This is a genomic window from Hyphomonas sp. NPDC076881 (assembly GCF_050269995.1).
Lineage (GTDB): Bacteria > Pseudomonadota > Alphaproteobacteria > Caulobacterales > Hyphomonadaceae > Hyphomonas.
On sequence record NZ_JBNNJJ010000005.1, the window covers coordinates 209,360 to 232,569 of the forward strand.

Annotated in this window: 26 protein-coding genes; 13 read left to right on the forward strand and 13 right to left on the reverse strand. The window is 63.1% G+C overall.

Annotated features, from left to right (window positions below):
* The first annotated feature begins 39 nt into the window (after positions 1-39).
* A protein-coding gene (prfB, locus tag ACQKI2_RS07695) for a peptide chain release factor 2 (RefSeq protein WP_427379108.1) occupies positions 40-1,147 on the forward strand; the annotation gives its coding sequence in 2 pieces (ribosomal slippage) (positions 40-108 and positions 110-1,147; 1,107 coding nt in all).
* Complete coding sequence (locus ACQKI2_RS07700) at positions 1,144-1,779, forward strand: DUF1294 domain-containing protein (protein ID WP_427379109.1); 636 nt, start codon at positions 1,144-1,146, stop codon at positions 1,777-1,779. Before prfB ends, ACQKI2_RS07700 begins: the two co-directional genes overlap by 4 nt.
* On the opposite strand, the gene mutY is transcribed toward ACQKI2_RS07700, so the two are convergent.
* Positions 1,766-2,809, reverse strand: a complete 1,044-nt coding sequence (gene mutY / locus ACQKI2_RS07705) for an A/G-specific adenine glycosylase (protein ID WP_427379110.1) — start codon at positions 2,807-2,809, stop codon at positions 1,766-1,768. The two genes, ACQKI2_RS07700 and mutY, sit on opposite strands and share 14 nt — an antisense overlap.
* Positions 2,810-2,854: 45 nt before the next feature.
* On the opposite strand from mutY, the gene ACQKI2_RS07710 reads away from it, so the two are divergent.
* The 8 genes from ACQKI2_RS07710 (at position 2,855) to ACQKI2_RS07745 (ending at position 10,400) form a co-directional block, all read left to right on the forward strand.
* On the forward strand, positions 2,855-3,391 hold the full coding sequence (locus ACQKI2_RS07710; protein ID WP_427379111.1) for a DUF721 domain-containing protein: 537 nt from the start codon (positions 2,855-2,857) through the stop codon (positions 3,389-3,391).
* Between the two features lie 71 nt (positions 3,392-3,462).
* On the forward strand, positions 3,463-4,134 hold the full coding sequence (locus tag ACQKI2_RS07715; protein WP_427379112.1) for a thioredoxin domain-containing protein: 672 nt from the start codon (positions 3,463-3,465) through the stop codon (positions 4,132-4,134).
* A gap of 15 nt (positions 4,135-4,149) precedes the next feature.
* A complete protein-coding gene (gene smc / locus ACQKI2_RS07720; RefSeq protein ID WP_427379113.1) occupies positions 4,150-7,611 on the forward strand; it encodes a chromosome segregation protein SMC in 3,462 nt (1,153 codons plus the stop codon).
* 149 nt (positions 7,612-7,760) lie between these two features.
* Positions 7,761-8,123, forward strand: coding sequence for an AtpZ/AtpI family protein (locus ACQKI2_RS07725; protein WP_290916802.1), 363 nt, complete (start codon positions 7,761-7,763; stop codon positions 8,121-8,123).
* A gap of 5 nt (positions 8,124-8,128) precedes the next feature.
* Complete coding sequence (locus ACQKI2_RS07730; RefSeq protein WP_427379145.1) at positions 8,129-8,890, forward strand: F0F1 ATP synthase subunit A; 762 nt, start codon at positions 8,129-8,131, stop codon at positions 8,888-8,890.
* A 118-nt stretch (positions 8,891-9,008) separates the two neighbouring features.
* Positions 9,009-9,245 carry a F0F1 ATP synthase subunit C gene (locus tag ACQKI2_RS07735; protein ID WP_011646921.1) on the forward strand — a complete coding sequence of 79 codons (237 nt, stop codon included), beginning with the start codon at positions 9,009-9,011 and terminating at the stop codon, positions 9,243-9,245.
* Between the two features lie 46 nt (positions 9,246-9,291).
* The gene (locus ACQKI2_RS07740; RefSeq protein ID WP_427379114.1) at positions 9,292-9,831 is read left to right on the forward strand and encodes a hypothetical protein; all 540 of its coding nucleotides are present in this window, start codon (positions 9,292-9,294) and stop codon (positions 9,829-9,831) included.
* The gene (locus ACQKI2_RS07745; RefSeq protein ID WP_427379115.1) at positions 9,828-10,400 is read left to right on the forward strand and encodes a F0F1 ATP synthase subunit B; all 573 of its coding nucleotides are present in this window, start codon (positions 9,828-9,830) and stop codon (positions 10,398-10,400) included. The genes ACQKI2_RS07740 and ACQKI2_RS07745 overlap by 4 nt, the downstream gene beginning before the upstream one ends.
* A gap of 110 nt (positions 10,401-10,510) precedes the next feature.
* Here the strand turns inward: ACQKI2_RS07745 and ACQKI2_RS07750 are convergent, their stop codons facing one another.
* Positions 10,511-11,446 (reverse strand): hypothetical protein, encoded by a 936-nt coding sequence (locus tag ACQKI2_RS07750; protein WP_427379116.1) that lies wholly within the window; start codon positions 11,444-11,446, stop codon positions 10,511-10,513.
* 150 nt (positions 11,447-11,596) lie between these two features.
* Here ACQKI2_RS07750 and ychF point away from each other — a divergent pair, with 150 nt between their 5' ends.
* Positions 11,597-12,694: a redox-regulated ATPase YchF gene (gene ychF, locus ACQKI2_RS07755; protein ID WP_427379117.1), complete on the forward strand. Its 1,098-nt coding sequence runs from the start codon at positions 11,597-11,599 to the stop codon at positions 12,692-12,694.
* A 79-nt stretch (positions 12,695-12,773) separates the two neighbouring features.
* On the opposite strand, the gene secF is transcribed toward ychF, so the two are convergent.
* The 10 genes from secF to tatA form a co-directional block, all read right to left on the reverse strand.
* Complete coding sequence (gene secF / locus ACQKI2_RS07760; protein ID WP_427379118.1) at positions 12,774-13,760, reverse strand: protein translocase subunit SecF; 987 nt, start codon at positions 13,758-13,760, stop codon at positions 12,774-12,776.
* 19 nt (positions 13,761-13,779) lie between these two features.
* A complete protein-coding gene (secD, locus tag ACQKI2_RS07765) occupies positions 13,780-15,387 on the reverse strand; it encodes a protein translocase subunit SecD (RefSeq protein ID WP_427379119.1) in 1,608 nt (535 codons plus the stop codon).
* Positions 15,388-15,423: 36 nt separating this feature from the next.
* A complete protein-coding gene (gene yajC, locus ACQKI2_RS07770) occupies positions 15,424-15,795 on the reverse strand; it encodes a preprotein translocase subunit YajC (protein ID WP_427379120.1) in 372 nt (123 codons plus the stop codon).
* A 104-nt stretch (positions 15,796-15,899) separates the two neighbouring features.
* Positions 15,900-16,559 carry a protein-L-isoaspartate O-methyltransferase family protein gene (locus ACQKI2_RS07775; protein WP_427379121.1) on the reverse strand — a complete coding sequence of 220 codons (660 nt, stop codon included), beginning with the start codon at positions 16,557-16,559 and terminating at the stop codon, positions 15,900-15,902.
* Complete coding sequence (gene surE, locus ACQKI2_RS07780) at positions 16,547-17,308, reverse strand: 5'/3'-nucleotidase SurE (RefSeq protein ID WP_427379122.1); 762 nt, start codon at positions 17,306-17,308, stop codon at positions 16,547-16,549. Before surE ends, ACQKI2_RS07775 begins: the two co-directional genes overlap by 13 nt.
* A gap of 162 nt (positions 17,309-17,470) precedes the next feature.
* On the reverse strand, positions 17,471-18,976 hold the full coding sequence (gene serS, locus ACQKI2_RS07785; protein WP_427379123.1) for a serine--tRNA ligase: 1,506 nt from the start codon (positions 18,974-18,976) through the stop codon (positions 17,471-17,473).
* 74 nt (positions 18,977-19,050) lie between these two features.
* Positions 19,051-20,181: an NYN domain-containing protein gene (locus ACQKI2_RS07790; protein WP_427379124.1), complete on the reverse strand. Its 1,131-nt coding sequence runs from the start codon at positions 20,179-20,181 to the stop codon at positions 19,051-19,053.
* Between the two features lie 100 nt (positions 20,182-20,281).
* Entirely contained in the window at positions 20,282-21,109 is an 828-nt protein-coding gene (gene tatC, locus ACQKI2_RS07795; RefSeq protein WP_427379125.1) for a twin-arginine translocase subunit TatC, read from the reverse strand.
* Positions 21,106-21,492, reverse strand: coding sequence for a Sec-independent protein translocase protein TatB (gene tatB, locus ACQKI2_RS07800; RefSeq protein ID WP_427379126.1), 387 nt, complete (start codon positions 21,490-21,492; stop codon positions 21,106-21,108). The genes tatC and tatB overlap by 4 nt, the downstream gene beginning before the upstream one ends.
* 25 nt (positions 21,493-21,517) lie before the next feature.
* Positions 21,518-21,730, reverse strand: coding sequence for a twin-arginine translocase TatA/TatE family subunit (gene tatA / locus ACQKI2_RS07805; RefSeq protein ID WP_035595995.1), 213 nt, complete (start codon positions 21,728-21,730; stop codon positions 21,518-21,520).
* A gap of 83 nt (positions 21,731-21,813) precedes the next feature.
* Here tatA and xth point away from each other — a divergent pair, with 83 nt between their 5' ends.
* Entirely contained in the window at positions 21,814-22,590 is a 777-nt protein-coding gene (gene xth, locus ACQKI2_RS07810; protein ID WP_427379127.1) for an exodeoxyribonuclease III, read from the forward strand.
* A gap of 26 nt (positions 22,591-22,616) precedes the next feature.
* A complete protein-coding gene (locus ACQKI2_RS07815) occupies positions 22,617-22,958 on the forward strand; it encodes a DMT family protein (protein WP_427379128.1) in 342 nt (113 codons plus the stop codon).
* 44 nt (positions 22,959-23,002) lie between these two features.
* Here the strand turns inward: ACQKI2_RS07815 and ACQKI2_RS07820 are convergent, their stop codons facing one another.
* Positions 23,003-23,155, reverse strand: coding sequence for an entericidin A/B family lipoprotein (locus ACQKI2_RS07820; RefSeq protein ID WP_084324201.1), 153 nt, complete (start codon positions 23,153-23,155; stop codon positions 23,003-23,005).
* Positions 23,156-23,210: the final 55 nt, after the last annotated feature.

The window sequence follows — 23,210 nt, forward strand, 5'->3', positions numbered from 1 at the left end:
CGCCTGCTTCTTTCTACTAAAGGTTACACGAGGTTTATCATGTCCGCAGAAATTCGTTCGCTGATCGATCAGATCCGCCAGTCTTCCACCTTGCTACGGAGGCGTCTTTGACTGGGATACAGCCACCAAACGCCTTGATGAGCTGACCGCCCTTTCCGAGCGCCCTGACTTCTGGGACGATCCGCAGGAAGCCCAGGCCATGATGCGCGAGCGCCAGAAGCTCGCTGACGGCATCGCCCTGGTCCAGACGCTGGAAAAAGACATCGCCGACGCGCCCGAGCTGATGGAACTCGCCGAGGGCGATGCCGGAATGCTGGCCGATCTTGAATCCACCCTGCGCCGCTCTGCAGAGCGCGCCGCCGAAGCAGAACTCGCCGCCCTCCTCTCGGGAGAAGCCGACGGCAACGACTGTTACCTGCAGATCAATGCGGGCGAAGGGGGCACGGAAAGCCAGGACTGGGCCTCCATCCTGCGCCGCATGTACGTCCGCTGGGCCGAGAAGCGCGGCTATTCGGTGGAGCTGCTGGACGAGCGCGAAGGCGAGGAAGCGGGCATCAAGTCCGCAACCCTCCAGATCAAGGGCGAGAATGCCTATGGCTGGCTGAAATCCGAACAGGGCGTCCACCGTCTGGTGCGCATTTCGCCCTTCGATTCCTCGGCCCGCCGGCACACCTCCTTCTCCTCAGTCGCGGTTTCGCCCGTTATCGACGACAAGATCGATGTCGAGATCAACCCGTCAGACGTCCGTACAGATACATACCGCGCCTCTGGCGCCGGCGGCCAGCACGTCAACCGGACCGACTCCGCCGTCCGCCTGACGCACATCCCCACCAACACCGTGGTTCAGTGCCAGAGCGGCCGCTCCCAGCACCAGAACCGCGATGAAGCCTGGCGGATGCTGCGCTCGAAGCTCTACGAACTGGAACTGCAGAAACGCAAAGCCGTGGCTGATGCTCAGTATGCCGACAAGAGCGCGATCGGCTTTGGCCACCAGATTCGCTCCTATGTGCTTCAGCCCTACCAGATGGTCAAAGACCTGCGCACCGAAGTTGAGACCTCCGATACGTCCGGCGTTCTCGATGGGGATATTGACCGCTTCCTGTCTGCCGCGCTCGCCGCGTCGGTCAACAAGGATCAGGATGCGTGACCAAGCCTGCGGAGCCTCCTTCCGGAAACAGCCAGCCCATCCGCGTGGAGGGCCGGCTTGTTCGCTGGAACGGAGACCGCGGATTCGGATTCCTCATCCCTGTAGCGGGTGGCCCTGACGCCTTCGCGCATATTCATGCTTTTGCGAAAGATGATCGTCACATCGAAGAGGGCCACCTCTATATCTATACTGCAACAGCGGACGAGAAGGGCCGCGTGCGGGCCAGCGACATTCGCCCGGTGCGCCCCGCCCCGCCGAAGGTTCCCCTCTGGAAAAAGATAGCTGGACGTGCCCCGCGCCTGATGGTCATTCCGGCATTTCTTTTTATTGCCACGGCTGTCGCCCTCAGTACGCAGATATCCCCGCTCTGGCTTGCCGTTTACGGAATTGCCAGCGTGGTCACCTTCATCGGCTATGCCCTGGACAAACGGGCAGCCGAACACAATGAGTGGCGCATCTCGGAAACGATCCTGCTGATGCTCGGGCTCGCCGGCGGGTGGCCCGGCGCCATCATCGCCCAGGAACTGTTCCGTCATAAGACGAAAAAACTGTCCTTCCGCACATTGTTCTGGATGAGCGTTGCAATCAACATCGCAGGCTTCGTCCAGATCGCAGCTTTTACCGGCGCTTAGATTTTCCGCCCGTTGCCAGCGCCAGCGCCTTGGCAAATACGGTCGGCAGGCCGGCTTCCGCCTCCGGATCGGCCCACATCCCCTCGCCCGCCGGATTGCGCGCCGTCTCCGCCTGCCAAACGCTGAGACGCAGGGTAAAATGCGTGAACACATGGCGCACTTCGCCCAGCGCCTGCCAGTCTGCATCCGAAGGCGGCTCTGCCGCAGGCGGCGGCCCCTCCTGCCAGGCCGCAGAGGGCAAAGCCAGCATCCCGCCCAGCAAGCCCTCCGGCGGGCGGCGCACCAGCCACACCTTGCCGCGCCTGCGATACACCCAGGCATGACCATAACGCACAGGCTTGGCCACCTTGGCAGGCTTCACGGGATAGCGCTCCGGCGCCCCTTCCGCGCGTGCCGCACACATATCCGTCAGGGGGCAGATCATGCAGTTGGGCGCCGCCGGCGTACAGATCGTCGCGCCAAGGTCCATCATCGCCTCGGCAAAATCTCCGGGCCGCTCCTGGGGCACCAGCCGCGCCACTTCTGCCGCCAGGCGTTTCTTCTCTTCGGCCCACGCCCCCTTCAGCGCCATCAGCCGGGCAAACACCCGGTCCACATTGCCGTCCACGGCGGCAGAACGCTCGCCAAAGGCAATCGCCGCGATGGCGCCAGCGGTATAGGGGCCAATCCCCGGCAGCTCGCGCAAACCGGCGGATGTTTCCGGAAACCCGCCCCGCGCGGCCACTTCCCGCGCGCATTTCAGCAGGTTGCGCGCCCGCGCATAATAGCCAAGCCCCGCCCACGCCCGCATCACCTCCTCGTCGGGCGCCGCCGCCAAATCCTCCACCTGGGGCCAGCGCTGCGTGAACGCCTCGAAATAGGGCGCGGCATGGGGCACGGTTGTCTGCTGCAGCATGATCTCGGCGAGCCACACGCGGTAGGGGTCGCGCGCCACGCCAATCGGTGCCCGCCAGGGCAGCACGCGCGCATGCCGGTCAAACCAGGCGAGCAGCCGGGCAGGCAGTTCACGGAAATCTGATCGCCGGGTCACCTGTGTAACTTCCCCTCACACCCGAAGCCGGGCAATGTGCCGCTCATGGTCCAGTTTACGAGCCTTGATCCCATTGCAGAAGCGCGCGCGCAGGTGAAGCTGCGTTATTCGCGGGCCCGGCCCGTGCGTGCGCCGATGAAGCCGCTGGGGCTGATGGCAGAGCGCGTGGGCCGCAAGGCGGGCACGGCGAAACTGCCGCCCCTGAAGCAGATCCAGCTCAACTGGCGCCAGATCGTGGGTGAGCAGATCTGGCGCTGGTGCCAGCCGGAGAAGATCACTGCGTCGAAGGAGGGCCGCGTCCTGACGCTGATGGTGGTGCCCCAGGCGGCCCCTATGATCCAGCATCAGTCGGAAATCATCCGCCAGCGCGTCTCCGTGGCCGCAGGCGGAGACATCACCTCCATCCGCATTATCCAGGGCCAGGTCCGCCGCACCGGCCCAAGTGAATTCCGGCGCCGTTCGCGCGCGCTTACCCCGGCCGAGAAGGCCGAAGTCGCCGCCCATGCAGACCCTATCGACAATCCGCGTCTGCGCGCGGCAATTGTTGCGCTGGGCGAGGCTGTGCTATCCGCCACAGAGTAAACAGGATCGCCCCGGTTGGTTAACCCTTTTGAAACCGGCGCGCCCCATCCCTTAACGCGAGGCTTATGATCATGCTCACCAATACCCGGCGTTTCGCAGCAGTGGCGTTCTCCGCCCTGGCACTTGTTGCCTGTGGCGCGGCGGGCGGGGGCACATCCTCCGCTGAAAACGCTGGCAGCGCCGTCAATGCAGATGGCGAACTCGGCCATGTGAAGGGCAATGTGGACGCCCCGATCACGATCATCGAATACGCCTCACCCACCTGCCCGGCCTGCAAATACTTCCATGACAATGTGAAGCCGGCGCTCGAGGAGAAGTTCATCTCCACCGGCAAGGTGAAATTCGTGTTCCGCGAATATCCGCTGAACGAGATCGACGTCGCCGCCTATGCCATGGCCCGCTGCGCCGGTGAGGACAAATTCTTCGACGTGCTCGACGATCTCTTCGCAAATCAGGATGGCGTGCGCTACGCGGCCCAGAACGGCGTTGTGAAAACCACGCTCAGCGCCATCGGCCAGCGCCACGGCATCGCCGACAAGGCCGCGTTCGACGCCTGCCTCTCCAACAGCGACATCCGCAAACAGCTCGCAGATGTCTACGCCACGTCTGAAAAGTGGGGTGTCGAGGGCACGCCAACCTTCATCATTGATGGCGTGAAACAGAATTTCCAGGGCGAATACACGACGGCTGAAGGCTTCGTGAAGCAGATCGAGGCAAAGCTCGCCGCTAAAGGCGCGCAATAGCCATGAGGGTCTGGCATGCAGATAACTGAACTCCGCATCGCCGGCTTCAAGTCGTTCGTCGACCCGCAGACTGTCCCGATCGAGCCAGGGCTGACAGGGATTGTCGGCCCCAATGGCTGCGGCAAGTCCAACCTGCTCGAAGCGCTGCGCTGGGCCATGGGAGCCAACTCCGCCAAGGCCATGCGCGGCGGCGAGATGGACGATCTCATCTTCTCCGGCTCGTCCACGCGCCCGGCGCGTGAGACCGCCGAAGTCATCCTTGTCCTGGATAATTCCAGACGCACCGCACCGCCCGAATTCAACGGCGCAGACCTCTTGGAGATCGAGCGCAAGCTGAAACGCGGCGCCGGGTCCAGCTACCGCATCAATGGCCGCACCGTACGCGGCAAGGACATCCAGCTCCTCTTCGCGGACGCCTCAACCGGGGCCAACTCTCCTGCTCTTGTCCGTCAGGGCCAGATCTCCGAGCTGATCGGATCGAAACCCCAGAACCGCCGCCGCATCCTTGAGGAAGCCGCCGGCATCGCCGGTCTCAACACCCGCCGGCATGAAGCCGAACTGAAGCTGGACGCGGCGGAGGCCAACCTCCAGCGCCTCGCCGAAGTCTCCGCCGAGGTGGAGCGCCAGCTTACCAGCCTCAAGCGCCAGGCCGGCAAGGCCCGCCGCTATCGCCGCCTGTCGGAAGAAATCCACGGCCTCGAAGCGCTGCTCGCCCATCTGCGCTGGGCCGATGCACGCCAGACCGCCGAAACCGGCCGGGCCCAGCTCGAAGTCTGCAAGCGCCAGGTCGAGGACCTCTCCCGTGAGGATGCCTTGTGTGAGCGCGCCCGCATAGAGGCCGGAGAAGGCGTCGGCCCGCTGCGGGAAGCGGAGATGGCCGCCGCCGGGCGCCTCTCGCAGACCCGCATCACGCTCGCAAAACTGGAAACTGAACACCGCATCGCCGCCGAAGCCGAGCAGCGCCTCGACGCCGAAGCTGCCCGCCTCGCGGAAGACCTTGAGCGCGAAACCGCCGCCCGCGCCGAGGCGGATGCCGCCCTTGCCCATGCCCGCAGCGAGCTTTCCGCCCTCCCGGTGGAAGATGACGCTGCCAATCAGGCGCTGGAAGTAGAAGCCCAGCAGGCCCTCGCCGCCGCCCGCGCCCGGCTGTCGGCTGCCGAATCATCTGCCGATGAAGCCCAGGCCCGACTCTCCGAAGTGCGCGCCCGCCGCCGCGCCGCCGAGGAAACTGCCGCCCAGCAGGCCCGCCGCAAAACTCAGCTCACCGCCGAAGTCGAGCGCCTGAAGAACGAGATGACCGGTCTTGAGGATGCCGCGATCCACGTGCTGCGCGTCCGCCAGGCCAAGAATGCCGAGGCCGAAGCCGAAGCCGCGCTGAATGATGCCGAACGCACCGTGGAACTCGCCGAGGCCGAGATCCTCCGCGCCCGTGACGCCGAGGCCGCTGCCCAGCCCCCACAGGAACAGGCCAGCCACAATGTCCGCGCCCTCGAAGCGGAAATCGCCGGCCTCGAAAAGCTTCTGCGCCGCGCCGATGCCGCCACCAGTGCCCCGCCGGTGGTCGAGCGCATCCGCACCCGCGATGGCTATGAGAAGGCGGTCGCCGCTGCCCTCGGTGACGACATTTCTGCCTCGACGGACAAGGCCGCCGCGCTTTACTGGGGCGGCGCCAATGTGGCTGCCCTCAGCCTGCCTGCGGGCGCCGAAGCGCTTTCCGCCTATGTTGACGCGCCCGGCGAACTTGCCGCCCGCCTCGCCCAGTGCGGCCTTGTCAGCGCGGCCGATGGGGCCCGCCTGATGGCAGAGCTTCAGCCGGGCCAGCGCCTTGTCTCCCGCGAGGGCCATCTCTGGCGTTGGGACGGCTTCACCCGCACGCCCCAGGCCCCCGTCAGCGCCGCTGCCCGGCTGGAGCAGCAGGCCCGCCTCGAAGCGGCGCGCGCCGACCTCGCGCCCCAGCAGGCAGAGCTGACCCGCTGCACCGAAGCGCTGGAGACCGCCCGCAAGGCGCGCCAGCAGGCCGAGGAGACCCTTCGCCATGTGCGCCAGCTGGTCGGCCCCGCCCAGAAAGCCCTCAGCGATGCCCGCGCCTTCGCTGCTGAGGAAGTTCAGGCCGCCGAACGCGCCAGTCTGCGCCGCGATACCGGCAACGATGCCCTCGCCCGCGCTGAAAGCGAACTCGCGGCAATTGCCGAAGCGATGTCTTTCGCCACCCCGCTGGCCGCTGGTGAGGAAGCCAGTCTGGAAGTGGCCCTCAGCGCCGCCCGCAATGAGCTGACCGCCGCCCGCGCCGCCGAAACCGAATCGCGCGGCCGCCTGACCGACCTCACCCGTGGCCGCGAACAGGCCGCTGCCCGCCGCGCCGCCTTGCAACGCGATCTCGACAGCTGGACCACACGTCTTGTCTCGGCTGACGAACGCCTCGCCCGGCTTACGGAGCGCCGCGCCGATGTGGCCGCCGCCGCGCTCAGTGCGCGGGAACGCCCCGCTGCCCTCACCGAAGAGATCGCCGGCCTCTCCCGAGAACTTGAAACCTTCGAGAATGCGCGCAAGGCCGCTGCCGACGCTCTAGCCGTCAAGGAAGCCGCCATCCGCGAAGCGGACACGGCCGCCCGCCGCGCCTCCGCCGCAGCCTCCCAGGCGCGCGAAGAACTCGCCGGCTGGAAGGTAAAGCTCGAAAACGCCGAAATCCGCCTGGCCGAGGCTGTTGAAGTCGCCCGCAACACCTTCCAGCGCACGCCCGAAGGCCTGCTGGCGATTGCGGAGGCCAATCTTGACGCTGACACGCTGGGCGCCTTCACACCCCGTGAGGCCGAAACACGCCTCGACGCCCTCCGCCGCGAGCGGGACCAACTCGGCGGCGTCAACATGAATGCCGAGGAAGAAGCCGAGGAACTCGAATCACGTCTCGGTGTCCAACTCGCCGAGAAGGAAGACCTCACCGGCGCCATCGCCAAGCTTCGCCAGGGCGTCGAAGCCCTCAATGCCGAAGGCCGCGAGCGTCTGGTGAAGGCATTCGAGACGGTCAACGAGCACTTCAAGGCCCTGTTTACCGCCCTCTTCGGCGGCGGCCAGGCCGAACTGCGCCTGATCGATGCCGATGATCCGCTGAATGCCGGCCTCGAAATCTTTGCCCAGCCGCCCGGCAAGAAGCTTGGCACGCTCAATCTCATGTCCGGCGGCGAGCAGGCCCTGACCGCCTCGGCGCTGATCTTCGCGGTGTTCCTCTCCCGCCCCGCCCCGATCTGCGTGCTGGACGAGGTGGATGCCCCGCTGGACGACGCCAACGTCGACCGTTTCTGCAACATGCTCAACGAAATGCGCCAGCGCACCGACACCCGTTTCGTGGTCATTACCCACAACCCCGTCACCATGAGCCGGATGGACCGGCTTTTTGGCGTAACCATGCGGGAAAAAGGCGTCTCGAAGCTCGTCTCTGTAGACCTTGCTGCAGCCGAAGAACTCGTTGCGGCGGAGTAGCGCACCACGCGCTCTATTTTTTCAAATAAAAACAAAGCAATATCTTTTGCCATTCCCCGTTGACTTGCCAAGGGGGCGCCCATAGTTTGCGCCGCAATCCGGGGGGCTCCCCATCGGTGCGGATTCGCGTACACGGAGCGCTAAGGCCCATGTCGAGCGAGCAACCAGATGATCTGAGCGAGCGTATCGCAAAGGCGCTGGAAGAACGTGAGGCAAAGGCTGCTGCGAAACGGCGGAAACAGGCATCAGATGATGTGAGCGTCTCGGCCGGAGCGTATGCGCTGCGTTTCGGGATCGAATTTGTCGCGAGTGTCTTTGTCGGTGGCTTTCTGGGCTTCTGGATCGACAAGTTCGCCGGCACCCACCCCTGGGGTCTCCTGGTGATGGGCATGTTTGGTCTCGCAGCCGGCATCCGCGCCGTCATCCGGGCCTATCATGAGCTGAATGCTCGGGCTCAAAAGATTTCACCGGGGCCGGACAAGGCCCCCGACGACGGAACGAAAGACGCATGAACCTGATGCCGGCCATCGCGCTTGACCCGATCCACCAGTTCGAAGTCACCAAATGGCTCGATCTGCGCCTGGGGAATATCGACATCTCGTTCACGAACGCTTCGGGCTTCATGCTCCTCGGCGTCGTGCTGGTCATTGCCTTCTTCGGCATGGCTTCCCGTAAGGGTGATCTCGTGCCCTCGCGCCTGCAATCGGTCGCGGAGATGGGCTATGGCTTCATCGCAGACATGGTGCGCAGCGCCGCCGGTGAAGAAGGCCTGAAATTCTTCCCCTTCGTTTTCACGCTGTTCTTCTTCATCTTCTTTGCGAACATGATCGGCATGGTGCCGTATGCGTTCACCACCACCAGCCACATCATCGTCACCGGCGCCCTCGCACTGACGGTCATCCTGATGGTGATCGTGGTCGGCCTGATGAAGAATGGCCTCGGCTTCTTCAAACTGTTCGCCCCCTCGGGCGCCCCCTGGTACATCTACATCATCCTGACGCCGATCGAGATCATCTCCTTCCTGGCGCGCCCGCTGACCCTTGGCCTGCGTCTCTTCGCAAACATGCTGGCCGGCCACATCATGCTGAAGCTGTTCGCCGGCTTCGTGGTGGCCCTGATCGGCGCTGGCGCGGTGTATGTTCCGATTGCCGCTCTGGCCTTTGCGATGGGCGTTGCGCTCAACGCGCTGGAGTTCCTGGTCGCCGGCCTTCAGGCCTATGTCTTCGCCATTCTCACCTGCGTGTATCTCAATGACGCGCTTCACGCGGACGCCCACTAGGAGGCCCCGCGGGAGTGCGTCACGATACCCCGCATCAAACTGCTTGACGGCGCTCAGCGAACACGCTTCACGGGCGTCAAAATACCCCTAACCCCTTTTCCCTCAAAGGAGATACCTGATGGAAGGTAACATCACAGACGGCCTGAAGTATGTCGGCGCTGGCCTTGCTACGCTCGGCATGATCGGTTCGGCACTCGGCGTGGGCAACATCTTCGCCAGTTTCCTGGACGCCGCCATGCGCAACCCGTCGGCTGCTCCGCAACAGACCGGTAACCTCTTCATCGGTATGGCGCTCGCAGAAGCTCTGGGTATCTTCTCGGTGCTGATCGCCATCCTGATCCTGTTCGTCGCCTAATCATCCGCCGGATTCGGCTGGTTCTGACCGCGACGGAGATATTGCCATGATGATCGCTTTCCTTGCTGAGACTGCCGGCCACGGCGGCGAAGCGGCGGCCTTCCCGCCCTTCGAAACCTGGCACATGCCGTCCCAGCTGTTCTGGCTGGCGGTGCTGTTCACGGCGCTTTATCTCGCCCTGTCCCGGTTCATCCTGCCGAAGATGTCGGACACGATCGAGAAGCGCGCCAATCGCGTCGCTTCCGATCTCGACGAAGCAGCGCGCCTGAACAATCAGGCCGTTGAAGCCCAGAAGGCTCTGGAACTGCGCCTGGCGCAGGCCCGCGCCAAGGCACGCGAAACGGCTGAAAAGGCCCGTGAGAAGACCGAGGCAGAACTTGCTTCGGAAACCGCACGGGTCGATGCCGACCTCGCCAAGAAGCTCGAAGCCGCTGACGCCCGCATCTCCAAGCTGCGCGCCGATGCCATGACGAATGTCGAGCAGATTGCCGTGGACACTGCAGACGCCATGATCACACGTCTTGGCGTCAAGGCTTCCCCGGCAGACCTCAAGAAAGCCGTCTCGGCGGCTCTGGAACAGGCATGATGAAGAAGACAGCTTCTTTCCTGATCGCTGCCCTCGCCGCTGCGCCGCTTGCGCACGCTGCCGAAGGTGGTTTCGTCGGCGGCCTGGCATATGCCGCAAAGGATCCGGTAACCTTCGTTGCCTTCCTCTGCATGGTCGTCTTCCTGCTGATCGCCGCCCGCATGGGGGCGTTCAAGGCCGTCCTGGGCGGCCTCGATGGCCGCGCTGCCGCCATCCGCATGGAACTCGAACAGGCTGCCAGCCTTCGCGAGCAGGCTGCTGAAGCCTTGGCGCTGGCCGAACGCCGCGCACAGGACGCAGACAAGGAAGCCGAGGCCATCATCGAACAGGCCAAGCGCGACGCCAAGGAAATGCTCGAAGAGGCCCGCCGTGACCTCGCCGAGAAGATTTCCCGCCGCGAGGCTCAGGCCGCTGCGCGTATCTCCCGCGCAGAAGCGGACGCTGCCAGCGAAGTTCGCCGCGCGGCCGCTGACGCCGCCACCGCTGCCGCCCGCCGCATCCTCGCCGAGGAAAAGTCGGTCGACCAGTTCGAGGCGGCCGCCCGCGAAATCGAGCGCGCTCTGAGCTGATCTGCTCTGCGTCTCAAGGCCAAAAGAAAGCCGCCCCTCGGGGCGGCTTTTTTGTGTCCGGGATTGTCCGAAAATGTCCGGATTTGTCCACGCCCTGTCCGGGCGCGTCCTTACTCGGGCGTGTCTGTGCCCTCTTCTGGCACGGTTGTGTCGTCAATGATCTGCGGTTGCGTGTCATCAATGATCGGCCCGGTTTCCAGCACCGAGAGCAATGACTGCGGCACCGTCCCGGCCGGGCACGTCACCGTCGCCATGCGGGAATTGGCAATCGCATGAGAGGCCGCTGCCATCTCCGGGGAGCTTTCCGAGCGGAATACCCAGGCCATCACCAGCATCCCCGCAATCGCTGCAGAGACCGCCGCCACAGCCCCCCAGCCAGCGCCCAGTTCGGTCAGCGGATTGGGCAGCGCGCCAGCCACCGGCGCGGTCACAACCGGCATGACAGGCGCCTTGGTGCCATTGGTCTTCAGCGAGGCCGCCGCCAGGGCGGCGGCGCCAATGGCGTCGCGCGCCGGGGCGGGCTTGATGCCCAGATCCTTCTCCCGCTTCTTGCGCGCGTCTTCGGCAATCGGATCAGCCGGGTGGGCCGCAATCCAGTCCGCGCGCTTGTCATCATCCTTGGCGCCGAAGTTAAGCCACTGGCGCAGATCGGTGCGTCCATTCCGGCGGCCAAGTTCTTCAATTAACTGGAAAAACCCCTCAGGCGTCTTGCGGGAGGTCATGCCCTCGATGGCGTAACGCTTCTCCTGCCGGAACGGCTCATAGGGGATCGTCTTGTCGATAGCTGCCTGAATAAGTGTGCCGGGACGGGAATTGCCCACCGAGGCGGCTGCCCTCACCCAGTCGCTTTTCACGGCATTCTCAGACCACAGCACCAGCACAGACTGCGAATTGGTCGCATCCCGGGCGTCCTTGGGGTCAAAAGTCTCGTCCACCTGGGCCTGATTGAACGCCACGCGGAACTTCAGCGACCGCAAACGGCGCACCACCAGCTTGGCAATGTCCCGGTCTGCTACAGCAGACACCAGAAAGACGTCGTAACTCATCGTACTCTACCTCGCATAAGGCCTGACCGTAAGGATAACTGCAGAACGCCTGAACGCCAGTCCTGCTGCATCCTAGCGATTTTTGTGCCTGTTTTTCAGGAGCGAAAGGGGCTAAGGCGCCCTTTCAGGAATTTTAGAGGTATTCGCCCCATGGGCTTCAAATGCGGTATCGTTGGCCTGCCGAATGTTGGCAAGTCCACCCTTTTCAATGCTCTGACACAGACGGCAGCCGCACAGGCCGCCAATTACCCGTTCTGCACCATCGAGCCGAATGTGGGCGAAGTCGCCGTGCCTGAGCCGCGCCTGACCAAACTGGCGCAGGTTGCTGGCTCGAAAGAGATCATTCCGGCCCGCATGAACTTCGTGGACATTGCCGGCCTGGTGGAAGGCGCCAGCCAGGGCGAAGGCCTCGGCAACAAATTCCTCGCCAATATCCGCGAAACGGACGCCGTCATCTATGTGCTGCGCTGCTTCGAGAATGACGACATCACGCATGTCCGCGGCAAGGTAGACCCGATTGCCGACTTCGAAGTGGTCGAAACCGAGCTGATGCTGGCCGATCTCGACAGCCTGGAAAAACGCAAGGCAAACCTCATCAAGAAAGCCAATTCCGGCGACAAGGATGCCAAAGCGCAGGTGGCGCTGATGGATCTGGCGCTGAACGAGCTGAAGGAGGGCCGCCCTGCCCGCAAGGCCAAGGTCCCCACCGATGATCTAAAAGCCTGGAACATGCTCCAGCTGCTGACCGCCAAGCCGATCCTGTTTGTCGCCAATGTCGATGAAGCCAGCGCGGCCACCGGCAACGCCTATTCCAAACAGGTTGAAGAGCGCGCCCGGCAGGAAGGCGCCATCGCGGTCGTCATTTCCGCCCAGATCGAATCCGAACTCGCCATGCTGGACGATGCCGAGAGCAAGGAATTCCTCGAAACCCTCGGCCTGGAAGAAGCCGGCTTGACCCGCCTCATCCGCGCGGGCTACGAGCTTTTGGGCCTGCAGACCTATTTCACCGCCGGCCCGAAAGAGGCCCGCGCCTGGACCATCCACAAGGGCTGGACTGCCCCGAAAGCGGCCGGCGTCATCCATGGTGACTTTGAAAAGGGCTTCATCCGCGCCGAGACCATCGCCTTTGACGACTACGTGGCCTGCGGCGGCGAAGTCGGCGCCAAGGAGGCCGGCAAAATGCGCTCCGAAGGCAAGGAATACATCGTCCAGGACGGCGATGTGATGCTGTTCCGCTTCAACGTCTGAGACCACATCACGCCGAGTAAGAAAAAGGCCGGACCTTGCGAAGGGTCCGGCCTTTTTCTTTGTCTTGGATACCCGCCAGTTACGGCATCGCCTCAAAGCCCGGCGTGTCTTCCACCGGCTTGCGGTTGATGTCGACGCCCAGCATCAGGACGATCGCGGCAGCAAAATAGATCGACGAATAGGTGCCGATGACGATCCCCCAGATCATCGCCACGCTCATCCCCTGCAGCACCGGGCCACCGAAGATGACGATGGCCAGAACGGCGATGATCGTCGTGCCGCCCGTCAGGAATGTGCGGGAGAGTGTCTGGTTGGTGGCAATGTCGATCACCTCGGTGGCCGGCATCTGCTTATACTTCCGCCGGATCTCCCGGATCCGGTCGAACACGACCACGGAATCGTTCACCGAATAGCCGATGATCGTCAGCAGCGCCGCAATCGTCGTGAGGTCAAATTCCAGCTGCAGCAGCGAGAAGAGGCCAATGGTGCCGACCGCGTCGTGCACCAGCGCAGCAATGCCGCCCACGGCATAGGACCATGTGTACCGGAAGGCGATGTAGAGAAACATCATGATCGTCGCCACCCCGAGCGCAATCATCCCTTCCCGGAACAGTTCACCGGATACCTTCGGCCCCACCGAATCGTTCCGCAGGATGTCTGCGTCGGTGAGATTGAACTCCTGCTTGAGCGCATTGACGACATAGGTGTTGGACGCGGCAGACTGCCGGTCCGCCTTGTCTTCGTCCGAGAGTGCCTGGAACTCCGGGCCCAGCAGAGACGGGTCGAGATCACCAAAACGGATGACCACCAGTTCTCCATTGGCATTGGTGGCCGAGTTTACAGTCAGGCTGCCCTGAATGCGGCTGCGCACTTCGGGCACCGTCACCTGCTCCGTCTGCCGCAGCTCGATCACCGAGCCGCCGGCAAAGTCTACGCCGAGATTGAGCCCTCTGGTCATCACCAGATAGACCGAGGCGATCATCATCAGAACCGACAGCACCACGCCGACATAGCGATAGCGCATGAAGGGGATGTTGGTCTCTTTAGGCCAGTATTTGATCAGCATCTCTTCTGCTCCTACCCGCCTAAACCGCAAAGCTCTTGGTCTTGAATGCCTTCATCCAGAAGACCGTCAGCATCCGCGTGAACACGAAAGCAGTGAACACAGAGGTCACGATGCCGAAGGCCAGCGTCACGGCGAAGCCTTTCACCGGGCCAGACCCGAGCGTGTAGAGGATCACCGCCGCAAACAGCGTCGTGACGTTGGCGTCCAGAATGGTGACCAGCGCGCGCTCATAGCCCGCCTGCACCGCCGTCCAGATCGACCGGCCGTTATTCTGTTCCTCGCGTATCCGCTCGAACACCAGCACGTTGGCGTCCACCGCCATACCGATGGTCAGGATGATACCGGCGATCCCCGGCAGGGTCAGCGTGGCGCCAACCAGCGACAACGCCGCGAAGATCAGGATCACGTTCGCTATCAGCGAAAACACCGCAAACATGCCCTGCAGGCCATAGGCCAGGACCATGAACACAGCCACCAGCGCGAGGCCAACGACCGCCGCCCGGAAGCCAGACTCGATGGAGTCTTCCCCCAGCGTGGAGGAGACGACCCGCTGGTCGAGGAACTGCACCTTGGCCGGCATCTCCCCCGCCGCGATGATCGCGGCAAGGTCCTGTGCCTGCTCGATGGTGAAAGAGCCGGTGATACGCACATTGCCGCCCGGGATCGGCTCGTTGATGCGCGGGGCTGACATGATCACATCATCAAGCACGATGGCGAACAGCTTGCCCGAATTGTTCCGCGTCGTTTCGTAGAACTTGCGCGCGCCATTGGCGTTGAGGCGGAAGTTGATCTGCGGGCGGTTGGCCTCGTCATTGCCCTGGCTGGCCGTGGCAATATCTGAGCCGACCACTTCAGGGATCTCGCGCACCAGCAGCGGCCCTGTCTCCGGCCCTTCCAGCAGCCGGAAGCCCGGCTTGAGGACACCGGCCTGGGCCGAAGCAATCTCTGCCGGGCTGGATTCGACCAGGTTGAATGTCATCCGGCCATCGCGGCTCAGAAGATCCTTCAGGCGTTCCGGGTCCGGCTCGCCCGGTGCTTCCAGAACGATGCGGTTGCTGCCCGAGGGCGTCAGCGAGATTTCGGCCACGCCGTCCGGGTCCACCCGGCGGCGCACGATGGTCATGGTCTTGTTCAGCGCGTCCTGCAACATCGCCGTTTCAGACGCCGAGGAGACACCCACAAGGATGCTGTCCGGCCCCGCCCGGGAGATGTCGAACGTCTTGCCGCCGCCAAGGCCGCCTTCAATCGGGCTGTTGATCCGGTCGAGGCGCCGCAGGGCATCCTCCACCGGGAAGTTGCCGTCTGCATCGGCCCGGCTGAGCTTGATCAGCATGCTCCGGCCGCGCAGTTCCGGCTGGAAGAAGATCGGATCACGCTCCGAGGTACGGGCAAAGGCCGAACGCACATCGCGCGCAAACACCTCAAGCCGGCTGCTGATCACCTCCGTCGCGGGGATCTCCATCTCGAGATACACACCGCCGCGAAGATCGAGGCCAAGATTGACCGCTTTCTTGGGCAGAAAGCCCGGCGCATTCGACATGTTCACGGCATTCGGAAGCGCCATGATCACGCCCCAGATCAGCACCCCGAATACCACCAGAACTTTCCACGCCGGAAACTGAAGCATTGCGCTATCCTATTGCTTGGAGAGGAGACCGGGCGATCAGTCGTTCGCGGGAACCGGCTCAGCCTTGTTGCGCACTTCAATCACCATCGACTTGATGACGCGGACGCGGACATTCTCTGCCAGATCAAGGGAAATCTCGGTATCGCTGACCTTGTTCACCTTGCCGATCAGGCCGCCGGAGGTGACCACGGTATCGCCGCGCTTGATATTGTTCACCATTTCGGTGTGCTTCTTGGCGCGCTGTTGCTGCGGGCGGATCAGCAGGAAGTAGAAGATCAAGATGAGCGGCAGGAACATCACCAGCTGCATCATCAGGCCGCCGCCAGGAGAAGCGGGGGCGCCTTGCGCCATCGCAGGCATAGCCAGCGTGGCCGAAATGAAAGCGAGCGTCAGGAAGCGGGCGGACATGTCGGCATTCTCCAGATAGTTCTGCGGCGGGAAAAGGGAACTGAGGCGTATAGCGGGGCAACCCCAGCTTGGCAAACTACCCCTGCAGGCGATTCCCCCTGCATTCAAAGCACTTGCGCGCGCCCTTCGACAAGCCGGGGCATCCATTGGAAGAGGGGCTGGCGCCCGATTACCTCGCCCGTTGCGGCAACGCGCACCAGGCTGGTCTGGGCCGTCCCGGCCACCACCGGCACAATAAGCCGTCCCTGCCGGGTCAGCTGCGCAGCCAGGCCCTCGGGCACGCTCTCAACCGCCCCCGCCAGCACGATAGCATCGAACGGCCCCTGCTCAGCCCAGCCATGGAGGCCGTCGCCATGGGCGATTGACACATTCGCGATGCCCAGCCGCGCCATCCGCGCGCGCCCTTCCTCAGCCAGCCGCCCGAACCGCTCCACCGCAAACACATGCCCGGCGAGCTGAGCCAGCAGCGCCGCCATATAGCCAGCGCCAAACCCCACCAGCAGCACGCGCGCATCCCCCTCCCGCGTCAGGCCCAACGCCTGCAGCAGATGACCGGTTGCAGAGGGGCGCAGCATCACCTGCCCGCACGGGATGGGCAGCATCGCATCCTCAAACGCCAACGCCTCCAGCCCCGGCGCGTCCACAAAGGCGGCGCGGCCGATGGTCTCCATCGCCGCCAGCACCAGAGGATCGGTCACCCCCTCCTGCCGCAGATGCAGGAGAAGCCGCGCAGCGCGGAAGGGATCGGCGATCAGCTCTGCCATGACTCCTTCAGGGTTTTCAGGAACGGCTCGTGCGTCAAGTCCACATGCAGCGGAGAGATGGAGACATAGCCGTCATAGATCGCGCGGATGTCGGTGCCTTCATCGGGCTTGGACAGCTTCCCGCGATAGCCGATCCAGTAATAATCATTCCCGCGCAGGTCTTCGCGGCGGTCGGTATGGATGATCGCCTCATCGCGGAAGCCCTGCCGGGTGATCTGGATGCCGCGCACATCGCCGGGCTCCACATCCGGGAAGTTCACATTCATCACCACGTCATTGGGCCAGCCCATCTCCAGCAGCGGGCGGATCGCCTTGGCGCCCCAGGCCTTGGCCGTTTCCCAGGAGAGGGAGCCGCGCTCGCGGAAATTCTGCGCCTGGCTCAGCGCGATCGACGGCACGCCGAGCTGCATCCCGAACATCGCTGCCGCAATGGTGCCGGAAAAGCTCGTATCCTCGGCAATGTTCTGCCCGCGATTGACGCCAGAGAGCACAAGATCCGGCATCTCCGGCATCAGATCGCGCAGCGCCAGCAGAACAGCGTCCGACGGCGATCCCGCAACCGCCCAGGCCTTCGCCCCCACCTTGCGCACCCGCACAGGCTGCGTCAGCGAAATCGCCCGCCCCTTGCCGGATTGTTCTTCCTCTGGCGCAGCAATCCAGATGTCATCGGAAAGCTCCTTGGCAATCTCCTCCAGCACGGAGAGGCCGGGGGCATTGATGCCGTCATCATTGGTCAGGAGAATTCTCATATCACCCTTCTAACTCCCCTCTCCCGCTTGCGGGAGAGGGGCTGGGGGTGAGGGCTGCGGCGTCAGCCGCATTTCCCTGCCTCGCCCCCTCATCCCCAACCCCTTACTCGGGAAATCGCAGTGCGATTTCATATCCTCGTAAGCCCCCAAGGGAGAAGGGGCTTAGTTGATAACCTCTACCCCGCCCATATAAGGCACCAGCGCTTTGGGCACCGTTATCGAGCCGTCCGCATTCTGATAATTCTCCAGCACGGCCACCAGCGTGCGGCCAACCGCGAGGCCCGATCCGTTCAGCGTGTGAACATATTCAGGCTTCGCCTTCGGCTCAGGCCGGTAGCGCGCGTCCATGCGGCGGGCCTGGAAGTCCCCGCAGTAAGAGCAGGAGGAAATCTCCCGATAGGTGTTCTGCGAGGGCAGCCACACTTCGAGGTCATAGGTCTTGCGCGCGCCCGCGCCCATATCGCCGGTGCACAGCAGCATGCGGCGGAAGGGCAGCTCAAGGCGCTTCAGAACTTCCTCCGCACACCCCGTCATCCGCTCCAACTCCTTCAGCCCCTCTTCCTCATTCGCCACGATGGAGACCAGCTCCACCTTGTTGAACTGGTGCTGCCGGATCATGCCCTTGGTATCCCGCCCCGCGCTGCCCGCTTCGGACCGGAAGCAGGGTGTGTGGGCGGTGAAGCGGAGGGGGAGCTGCGAAGCCTCGAGGATCTGTTCACGGACGAGATTGGTGAGGGGAACTTCTGCGGTTGGGATGAGGTAGCCAACAAATGGCCAATCCTGCACCGTTTTATCCAGCATAAATTTAAGGCGCATAGAATTGTATTCGCCAAACACCACCTGAGCGGTTTTAATGGCATCCAACAAACGATTTGGACCAGTAGGTACTTGTTTAATTGCCGCTACAAAATCTTCATTTTTTTCGAACTCGTTAGACAATCTGTCCATCTGTCGAAATATTTCTTGAGTCTTGGCAGCGGTGCGGAACAAGTCCTCTTCGAATTTTGGCAACTGACCTGTACCAAGCAAAGCTTGATCTTTGACCAAGAACGGAGGACTAACCTCCTCATACCCATGCTCCGTCGTCTGAAGGTCGAGCATGAAGTTCGCCAGCGCCCGTTCCAGCCGGGTCAGCTTGCCGCGCAGGGCCACGAAGCGCGCGCCGCTCATTCGGGCGGCGGCTTCAAAGTCCATCAACGGAAACCCGCCCTGCCCTTTCAGGGCTTCGCCGAGGTCCGCATGGTCCTTGGGATCATTGATCAGCTTCGGCTCGCCCCATGTATGCTGCTCGACATTGCCATGCTCGTCGCTGCCTTCAGGCACTTCGTCCAGCGGCAGGTTCGGCAGGCCCATCAGCAGATCGTCCAGCGCCTTGCGCGCGGTCTCTTCCGCCTCGCTCGCCTGCTCGATGGTGGTCTTCGCGTCGGCCACCAGCGCCATCAGGCGCGCGGCCTCTGCCTCGTCCTTCTTGGCTTTCGCCTGACCGATCAGCTTGGAATTGGCATTGCGGGCGCTTTCGGCGTCCTGCTTGGCGGTGGTCGCCTCGCGCCAGGCCCTGTCCAGCTCCAGTATCTTCGCGACGGACGATGAGCCCAGACCTTCTTTCCGGCGGTTCCAGGCACGGATGAATTGGTCAGGGTTTTCGCGAATGGCGCGGATATCGAACATTGGGAAGCCTCAGGCTCTGGGGTCAGTGGGTAATGGGAAGGCTCTAATCCGCGCCGCCCCCTCCTGTCCACAGGTCACACCCGGCTGGTCATCCCCTCGGCCTCGGAGTCCTCGGCCTCGGCGTCCTCTTCGGGGGCCTCTTCTGCCGTGTCCTCTACAGGATCGGGCAGGTCCACATCCTTCGCCGCCTCGGCCAGCAGCGCCAGAGGCGTGCGCTCGCGCGGCAGCAGGCGGGCCTCGGGCTCATCATCCACAGGCGCAGGCGGGGGCGCCTTGGGCTTCGGCGGCGGCGCCTCAGCAGGCTCGCGCCAAACCGTCTCCACCTTGTTCTTACCCAGCGTGGTCACCTCGATGGCCGGCTGTATCTGTGACAGGCGGCGCATCATCGCGGCGAAGTTCTTGTGGCCAAACCAGGGGCGCAGGCCCGCCTGATAGGTGGGCGTGAACTCCTGAATGAGGCTCAGCGCCCGCACGATCCGCGATTTGGACAGCGGCTGATCCGGCATCCGCTCGCCCAGCTCCTTGATGATCGCCGCCGCGCGCAGCAGTTCTGGCGCCGGCCCGTCCTTGGGCGCCTCGCTCGTCTCCAGCGCGGCGCGCACCCGGCCCATCAGCGGCGAGCGGCGCTCCCTCACCAGCGTCAGCGGCGCAATCTCCGGCGGGGGCGAGCGCAGGGCATACCATTTGCGCTTGGCGCGCTCATACCCGAAAGCCGCCTTCAGCGCGCTGATATGGATCGCGGCATCGGCATACTGGCTGAACAGCTCATAGGTGGGGTCGGTTTCCTTGCCGCAGGTCACCACCCTCAGCTCCCCGGCCTGCACACGGTTCACCACCGGCACAAAATCTGAGTCGGTCGTCAGGATGACGAACTCCTCGACATCCTCATTCACCAGCGCGATTTCAATCGCGTCCATCGTCAGCACGATGTCGGCAGAGCTCTTGCCCGCGCTGATCTTGCGCTTGGCCAGCGCCCGGCAGTTGAAGGCAGAGAAACCCGCCCGTTCAAATTCCGGTCGGTATTTGTCGAATTGCAGGTTCCAGTAGACGCGCTTGTCGATGAAACGGCGGCGGCGATTCTTCGGCGAGAAGGCGCCATCCTCCAGCCAGAGCAGCCAATTGGACAGTCCGCTGACAACCTCTTCACTGGTCGCGCCGTAGATATTGTCGAAATCGACCAGCAGGACGCTTTTAACGCGCGACACTCGGGCAGGCTCCTCGTTTCTCGGGAGACGATGGGGTTTCTATCCGGCGCCTAGGTTCAACACCTCAAGGCAAATTGCAACGCTGCCGCTGCAGGGAAAATCATTCGGCCGCTGCCGCCGCTTCTTCTTTTTCCGCCTTCCGCTCGATCATGCGCACGCAGAAGATGGAAATCTCGTAGAGAAGGTAGACCGGCGCCGCCAGAAGAAGCTGTGAAATAGCGTCCGGCGGCGTAAACACGGCGGCAAAGGCAAGGATGCCGACGATGGCGTATTTGCGCCCTTTGCCGAGCCCCGATGAAGATACGAGGCCAATCTTTCCCAGAAGGGTCAGGATCACCGGCAACTGGAACGAAATCCCAAACGCCAGCATCAGCGACATCACGAGAGACAGATAATCCCCCACGCGCGGCATCATCTTGATGGTCGTCTGCGCGGCGTCCACCTGTTCCATCGAAACGGTGAAGCGCGCCAGCATCGGCAGCATGATGAAATACACAAACGCCGCGCCCAGCGAAAAGAGGATCGGCGCGAAGACAAGATAAGGCCAGAACGCCCCACGCTCGGTTTTGTAAAGCCCCGGCGCAACGAAGGCATAAATCTGCCAGGCGATCACGGGGAAAGCCATAAACACGCCCGCAAACAGCGCCAGCTTCAGCTTGGCGAAGAAGAATTCCATCGGCGCGGTGAAGATGAACTCCAGCTTCGAGCCGCGCACGTCTTCGGCAACCGACGCAAACGGCGCCACCAGAAGATTGTATATCTGGTCGGCAAAGAAGAAGGCCGCAATCGTCGCCACGGCCAGCGCCAGCAGCATCTTGATCAGCCGCCCGCGCAGCTCGATCAGATGGTCCAGCAGCGGCGCGCGGCTGGATTCCACCTCATCGTCGAGGATTTCGGGTTGCTCGTCCTTGGGGGTGGCGTGGCTCATGCGGGGCCGCCCTTGCTGGCCGGCGCCGCATCCGGCAGCTCGTCCGGCTTGCTCTCCGGCTCTTCGGGCGGCGGCGGGGCCGTAGCCGGGTGTTCGCGCATGATGGCGGAGTTCACATCCGCCTCATACGCGGCCAGGTCATCCTGCGCGGAGGTCAGCGTGTTGGACTTGCGCAGCTCCTGAATTTCCTTCTTCAGCTCGTCCAGCTCGCTCTGACGCGCAATATCGTCAAACGCCGCCTGGAACTCGCGCGCCATGCGCCGGCCCTTGCCCATGATCTGGCCAAGCTTGCGCATCATCATCGGCAGGTCCTTGGGACCAATGATGATCAGGGCCGCTAGGCCAATCAGCAATAATTCGGAAAACCCGATGCCGGGCAGCATGGCTATCCGCCCTCCGCTTGCGTCATCAGGACGAGGTCTTCGTTTCGTCCTTCTTGGGCGTGATGTCGACCATCTCGTCCTTCGTCACCGGCTTGGCTTCCTCATCCTTGAGGCCCTTGCGGAAGGCGCCAATCCCTTTGGCCATGTCGCCCATGATGGACGAAATGCGCCCCCGGCCGCCGAACAGCAGCAGGGCGATGACGACCACGATCAGAATTTGAATCCAGCTTGGCGCCATGAACGCGACTCCTCAGGTTTATGCGAGTATAGAGCCCCGCCGCTGCTGGAACAATGGCGCGAAGCTGCTTAAGAGGTTACCGCATGCGTATAGCGACCTGGAATGTCAATTCGATGAAAGCCCGCCTGCCGACTGTTCTGCAGGTGCTGAACGATATCAAGGCAGATGTGGTCTGCCTGCAGGAACTGAAGTGCGAAACGGATGCCTTCCCCTATCTCGAGATCGAGGAAATGGGCTGGAACTGCGCCGTCCATGGCCAGAAAAGCTATAATGGCGTGGCCATCCTGTCGAAATTCCCCCTGCAGGATGTCACCCGGGAGATGTCCACCCTGAAGGACGATCAAGCCCGATATATAGAAGCCACCGTGCTGGCAGAGCGGCCCGTGCGCGTCTGCGGGCTCTACCTGCCCAACGGCAATCCCGCGCCCGGCGAGAAATATGACTACAAGCTGGAATGGATCGCCGCGCTGGAAGATCATACCCGCAGCCTCCTGAAAGCGGAGGAGCCTTTCGTGCTCTGCGGGGACTATAACGCCATTCCCGCCCCGGAAGATTGCTGGGATGATACCGTCTGGAACACAGATGCCCTCGGCCTGCCGGAAACCCGCGCTGCCTGGCGCCGGCTTAAGCATCTTGGCCTCACCGATGCCTTCAAAGCCTGCGATGGCCGCGCCCACCAATACACCTTCTGGGATTATCAGGGCGGCGCCTTCCAGAAAGATCACGGCATCCGGATCGACCACATCCTCGCCTGCCCCCGCATGACCGACCGGCTCACAGGCATCGAAATCTACCGGAAGGCCCGCGCCTTGGAGAAACCGTCAGACCATGTGCCGGTGATCGCCACATTTGAAGACTGACCCTCGCCCGCTTTCCGGAGCCCCTCATGCCGCCGCATGTCCTGCCGATTGTCCTTCTGTCGATTTCCAACCTCTTCATGACCCTGGCCTGGTATGGCCACCTCAAATTCAAGACAGTACCGCTGGTGCTGGTGATCCTGGCCAGCTGGGGCATCGCGCTGATCGAGTACATCTTCGCCGTGCCGGCCAACCGCTGGGGCCATTCGGTCTATTCGGCGGCGGAACTGAAAACGATCCAGGAGGTCATCACCCTGATCGTGTTCGCCGGATTTTCGGTATGGGTACTCAAAGAGCCGCTCGGCTGGAACCACGCCATCGGGTTCGGCCTCATCGCGCTGGGCGCCTGGTTCATCTTCCAGGGCAAATAGGAACAGGCGGCAAGGCATCGCGCCCCGCCGCCTGCCGGAAGATCTTACTTCGTGATCTCTTCTTTGACTTCCTTGGCAGTCTCTTCGACAGCCTGGCCACCGGCCTTCACGTCTTTGCCAACGCCTTCAATCGTGTTGCAGGCTGCCAGCGCCGGCAGGGCAACGACTGCGATCAGAGCCATCATCACTTTTTTCATCTGATTTCTCCTGTGTGTGGTGAAAGGAAGATGGCCCGGAGCCGGCATTCGGGCA

Bases quoted from the DNA above. Each gene is read 5' to 3' on its own strand.
- ACQKI2_RS07815 (WP_427379128.1), top strand. From the start codon at position 22,617: ATGCCGCCGCATGTCCTGCCGATTGTCCTTCTGTCGATTTCCAACCTC.
- ACQKI2_RS07735 (WP_011646921.1), top strand. From the start codon at position 9,009: ATGGAAGGTAACATCACAGACGGCCTGAAGTATGTCGGCGCTGGCCTT.
- ACQKI2_RS07710 (WP_427379111.1), top strand. From the start codon at position 2,855: ATGGTCCAGTTTACGAGCCTTGATCCCATTGCAGAAGCGCGCGCGCAG.
- ACQKI2_RS07730 (WP_427379145.1), top strand. From the start codon at position 8,129: ATGCCGGCCATCGCGCTTGACCCGATCCACCAGTTCGAAGTCACCAAA.
- smc (WP_427379113.1), top strand. From the start codon at position 4,150: ATGCAGATAACTGAACTCCGCATCGCCGGCTTCAAGTCGTTCGTCGAC.
- ACQKI2_RS07820 (WP_084324201.1), bottom strand. From the start codon at position 23,155: ATGAAAAAAGTGATGATGGCTCTGATCGCAGTCGTTGCCCTGCCGGCG.
- ACQKI2_RS07740 (WP_427379114.1), top strand. From the start codon at position 9,292: ATGATGATCGCTTTCCTTGCTGAGACTGCCGGCCACGGCGGCGAAGCG.
- surE (WP_427379122.1), bottom strand. From the start codon at position 17,308: ATGAGAATTCTCCTGACCAATGATGACGGCATCAATGCCCCCGGCCTC.
- ACQKI2_RS07775 (WP_427379121.1), bottom strand. From the start codon at position 16,559: ATGGCAGAGCTGATCGCCGATCCCTTCCGCGCTGCGCGGCTTCTCCTG.
- tatA (WP_035595995.1), bottom strand. From the start codon at position 21,730: ATGGCGCCAAGCTGGATTCAAATTCTGATCGTGGTCGTCATCGCCCTG.
- secD (WP_427379119.1), bottom strand. From the start codon at position 15,387: ATGCTTCAGTTTCCGGCGTGGAAAGTTCTGGTGGTATTCGGGGTGCTG.
- xth (WP_427379127.1), top strand. From the start codon at position 21,814: ATGCGTATAGCGACCTGGAATGTCAATTCGATGAAAGCCCGCCTGCCG.
- tatB (WP_427379126.1), bottom strand. From the start codon at position 21,492: ATGCTGCCCGGCATCGGGTTTTCCGAATTATTGCTGATTGGCCTAGCG.
- yajC (WP_427379120.1), bottom strand. From the start codon at position 15,795: ATGTCCGCCCGCTTCCTGACGCTCGCTTTCATTTCGGCCACGCTGGCT.
- ACQKI2_RS07745 (WP_427379115.1), top strand. From the start codon at position 9,828: ATGATGAAGAAGACAGCTTCTTTCCTGATCGCTGCCCTCGCCGCTGCG.
- ACQKI2_RS07715 (WP_427379112.1), top strand. From the start codon at position 3,463: ATGCTCACCAATACCCGGCGTTTCGCAGCAGTGGCGTTCTCCGCCCTG.
- ACQKI2_RS07750 (WP_427379116.1), bottom strand. From the start codon at position 11,446: ATGAGTTACGACGTCTTTCTGGTGTCTGCTGTAGCAGACCGGGACATT.
- ACQKI2_RS07725 (WP_290916802.1), top strand. From the start codon at position 7,761: ATGTCGAGCGAGCAACCAGATGATCTGAGCGAGCGTATCGCAAAGGCG.
- tatC (WP_427379125.1), bottom strand. From the start codon at position 21,109: ATGAGCCACGCCACCCCCAAGGACGAGCAACCCGAAATCCTCGACGAT.
- serS (WP_427379123.1), bottom strand. From the start codon at position 18,976: ATGTTCGATATCCGCGCCATTCGCGAAAACCCTGACCAATTCATCCGT.
- secF (WP_427379118.1), bottom strand. From the start codon at position 13,760: ATGCTGATCAAATACTGGCCTAAAGAGACCAACATCCCCTTCATGCGC.
- ychF (WP_427379117.1), top strand. From the start codon at position 11,597: ATGGGCTTCAAATGCGGTATCGTTGGCCTGCCGAATGTTGGCAAGTCC.